The 3154-nt window shown below is 72.4% G+C and carries 5 protein-coding genes; 3 read left to right on the top strand and 2 right to left on the bottom strand.

Annotated features, from left to right (window positions below):
- Positions 1-97 precede the first annotated feature (97 nt).
- Positions 98-304 (bottom strand): hypothetical protein, encoded by a 207-nt coding sequence (locus tag CCN56_RS43545; RefSeq protein ID WP_179200047.1) that lies wholly within the window; start codon positions 302-304, stop codon positions 98-100.
- A 32-nt stretch (positions 305-336) separates the two neighbouring features.
- Positions 337-771, bottom strand: a complete 435-nt coding sequence (locus CCN56_RS31185) for a MarR family winged helix-turn-helix transcriptional regulator (RefSeq protein ID WP_086831273.1) — start codon at positions 769-771, stop codon at positions 337-339.
- A gap of 106 nt (positions 772-877) precedes the next feature.
- On the opposite strand from CCN56_RS31185, the gene CCN56_RS31180 reads away from it, so the two are divergent.
- The 3 genes from CCN56_RS31180 to CCN56_RS31170 all read left to right on the top strand — a co-directional run.
- Positions 878-1897: an NADP-dependent oxidoreductase gene (locus tag CCN56_RS31180; RefSeq protein WP_086831272.1), complete on the top strand. Its 1020-nt coding sequence runs from the start codon at positions 878-880 to the stop codon at positions 1895-1897.
- 65 nt (positions 1898-1962) lie between these two features.
- Positions 1963-2385, top strand: a complete 423-nt coding sequence (locus tag CCN56_RS31175) for an organic hydroperoxide resistance protein (RefSeq protein ID WP_086831271.1) — start codon at positions 1963-1965, stop codon at positions 2383-2385.
- A 120-nt stretch (positions 2386-2505) separates the two neighbouring features.
- Positions 2506-3154, top strand: a 649-nt coding sequence (locus tag CCN56_RS31170) for a serine/threonine-protein kinase (protein ID WP_256962267.1), incomplete at its 3' end; no start/stop codon positions are given.

The following is a 3154-nucleotide window of genomic DNA, read 5'->3' as shown; positions in this document are numbered from 1 at the left end:
GCTCGGGCTCGGGCTCGGGATCGGGATCCGGCTCGGGGGCGGGCACGGGCTCCGGTACGGCTACGGGAACAGGTGTCGGCTCCGGTACCGGTACCGGTCAGGGGACCGGCGGCGCCCCCACCGCCGCGCCGACGACCACCGGCCCGGCGTCCCCCTCCGCCACGCCCACCGCGACCGCTACCGCGTCCACGACGGCGAGCGGCCCGACGCCGACCGGCTCGGGAACGCCCGGCACGGCCGCGCCCGCGACCACCGGCCCCACGCCGAGCCGGACCCCGACGCCCAGCCCGACGCCGACCTGCACCCGCTTCCTCTGGTGGTGCGTGTAGAGGGGCGTTACGCCGCGTCCACGCCCAGCATGCGCTTCAGCAGGTCCCGCAGCAGGGTCCGCTCGGCCTCGGTCAGCTCGCCGAGCGGCTCGCGCGCGAAGTCCAGGGACTCGCGGAGCCGGCGGGCGGTGTCCCGGCCCTCGTCCGTGGGGACGGCCAGCTTGACCCGCCGGTCGTCCGGGTCGGGCCGGCGCTCGACCAGGCCGCGGGCCTCCAGGCGGTCGACGATCCCCGTGATGTTGGAGGGCTCGCACTTCAGCTTCTGGGCGATGCGGCGCATCGGCAGCGGGTCGAGCGAGAGCAGGCCGAGGACGCGGGCCTGGGCGCCGGTCAGCGCGTGCTGCGCGGCCGCCTGCTCGTACTCCTCGTAGTAGCGCGCCACGACCGTGCCGATCAGCTCGACGACTTCGAGGGTCAGGGGGTCCGTGCGTGAGGTGGCCATGGGGCCCAGTCTACCCAGATGCTTGACAACATGAAATATCAAGGCGCATGGTTGTTTCAGTCAGTGAATCTTTTGTGATGTCAAGCTTTGCCTGGAGGCCGTGCTCATGTCCGTTCTTCCCGCGTCCAGCCGTGAGTGGCACCTCGTCGCCCGTCCGCACGGCTGGCCCGTGCCGGCGGACTTCGCCCTGCGCGAGACCCCGGTCGCCGCGCCCGCCGAGGGCCGGATCCTCGTGCGCAACCTGCACTTCTCCGTCGACCCGTACATGCGCGGTCGGATGAACGACGTGAAGTCGTACATCCCGCCCTTCCAGCTCGACCGGCCCATGGACGGCGGCGCGGTCGGCGAGGTCGTCGCCTCCAACGCCGAGGGCTTCGCCGTCGGCGACCACGTCCTGCACGGCCTCGGCTGGCGCGAGTACGCCGACGTCCCGGCCCAGCACGCCACCAAGGTCGACCCGGCGCTCGCGCCCCTCTCCGCGTACCTCGGCGTGCTCGGCATGACCGGCCTCACGGCCTACGCGGGCCTCTTCGAGGTCGCCTCCTTCAAGGAGGGCGACGCCGTCTTCGTCTCCGGCGCGGCCGGTGCCGTCGGCAGCCAGGTCGGCCAGATGGCGAAGCTCAAGGGCGCCTCGCGCGTCATCGGCTCCGCCGGCTCCGACGAGAAGGTCAAGTTCCTCGTCGAGGAGCTCGGCTTCGACGCCGCCTTCAACTACAAGAACGGCCCGGTCAAGGACCAGCTCCGCGAGGCCGCCCCGGACGGCATCGACGTCTACTTCGACAACGTCGGCGGGGACCACCTCGAAGCCGCGATCTCCTCGCTCAACGTGCACGGCCGCGCCACCATCTGCGGCATGATCGCCCAGTACAACGACACCGAGCCGGTCCCGGGCCCGCGCAACATGGCGATGATCATCGGCAAGCGGCTCCGGCTCCAGGGCGTCCTCGTCGGCGACCACTACGGCCTGCAGAACCAGTTCGTCCAGGAGGTCGGTGGCTGGCTCGCCTCGGGCGAGCTGAAGCACCGCGAGACCTTCGTCGAGGGCATCGAGAACGGCGTGGACGCCTTCCTCGGCCTGCTGCGCGGCGACAACACCGGAAAGATGATCGTCTCGGCGACCCGCTAGTCTTCCCTCAGCCGTCGCGATCGTGGGCGCGAGTCGTCGGCGGAACGAACAAGGAAGACACCAGCATGTCGATCCAGCAGTCCGACGTCCTCTACACCGCCGTCGCCACCGCCGAGAACGGCCGTGACGGCCGTGTCGCCACCGACGACGGTCAGCTCGACGTCGTCGTGAACCCGCCCAAGGCCATGGGCGGCTCCGGCGCGGGCACCAACCCCGAGCAGCTCTTCGCGGCCGGCTACAGCGCCTGCTTCCAGGGCGCGCTCGGCGTCGTCGCCCGCAACGAGAACGCCGACGTGTCCGGCTCGACGGTCACCGCCGAGGTCGGCATCGGCAAGAACGACGACGGCTTCGGCATCATCGTCAAGATCTCGGCGACCATCCCGAACGTGGACGCCGAGACCGCCAAGAGCCTGATCGAGAAGGCCCACCAGGTCTGCCCGTACTCCAAGGCGACCCGCGGCAACATCACGGTCGAGCTCGCCGTCTGATCCCGGACGCGCGCGGAGCGAGGGCCGCACCCCCACCGAGGGGGTGCGGCCCTCGCCGTGCGCGGACGCACTGCGGCATCATGTCCGTGTCCGGCGGACGGCGGACGGGGGGAGCGAGTGGTGTCGTACAACGGGCCGGAACAGGCCGATCCGGAGCTGATCGGCGGGCGGTACCGCCTCGGCGAGCGGCTCGGCCAGGGCGGCATGGGCGTCGTCCGGCGGGCCACCGACGAGCTGCTCGGGCGCCCGGTCGCCGTCAAGACGCTCGCGCTCGGCTCCGACGCCGATCCGGCGGGCGCCCTGCGGGAGGCCCGGGTCGTCGCCCAGGTCCGCCACCCGCACGTGATCGTCGTCCACGACGTCGTCGAGCACCAGGGGCAGCCGGCCCTGGTGATGGAGCTGGTCGACGGCGGCTCGCTCGCCGACCGGCTCGCCGCCGGCGAGGTCCTGTCCCCGCGCGAGACCGCGCGGCTCGGGCTCGACCTGCTCGACGCCCTGTCCGCCGCCCACGCCCGCAACGTCCTGCACCGGGACGTGAAACCCGCCAACGTCCTCCTGGAGAAGGACACCGGCAGGGCGGTGCTCACCGACTTCGGCATCGCCAGCCTCCCCGGGGCCACGACGCTCAGCCGGACCGGGGTCTTCATCGGCACCCCGGAGTACACGGCGCCGGAGCGGATGCAGGGCGGCGACGCGGGACCCGCCTCCGACCTGTGGTCGCTCGGCGCGCTGCTCTGCGCGGCGGCGACGGGCACCTCGCCGTTCCGCC

The sequence above is a fragment of the Streptomyces sp. NRRL B-24572 genome, from assembly GCF_002156145.1.
Lineage (GTDB): Bacteria > Actinomycetota > Actinomycetes > Streptomycetales > Streptomycetaceae > Streptomyces > Streptomyces vietnamensis.
Note: the sequence above shows the minus strand (reverse complement) of the source record. Positions and strands in the feature narration are given on the sequence as shown.

What these genes read in the sequence shown, in the direction of transcription:
- CCN56_RS31185 (WP_086831273.1), bottom strand. Translation starts at nt 771, where the DNA reads ATGGCCACCTCACGCACGGACCCCCTGACCCTCGAAGTCGTCGAGCTG.
- CCN56_RS31180 (WP_086831272.1), top strand. Translation starts at nt 878, where the DNA reads ATGTCCGTTCTTCCCGCGTCCAGCCGTGAGTGGCACCTCGTCGCCCGT.
- CCN56_RS31175 (WP_086831271.1), top strand. Translation starts at nt 1,963, where the DNA reads ATGTCGATCCAGCAGTCCGACGTCCTCTACACCGCCGTCGCCACCGCC.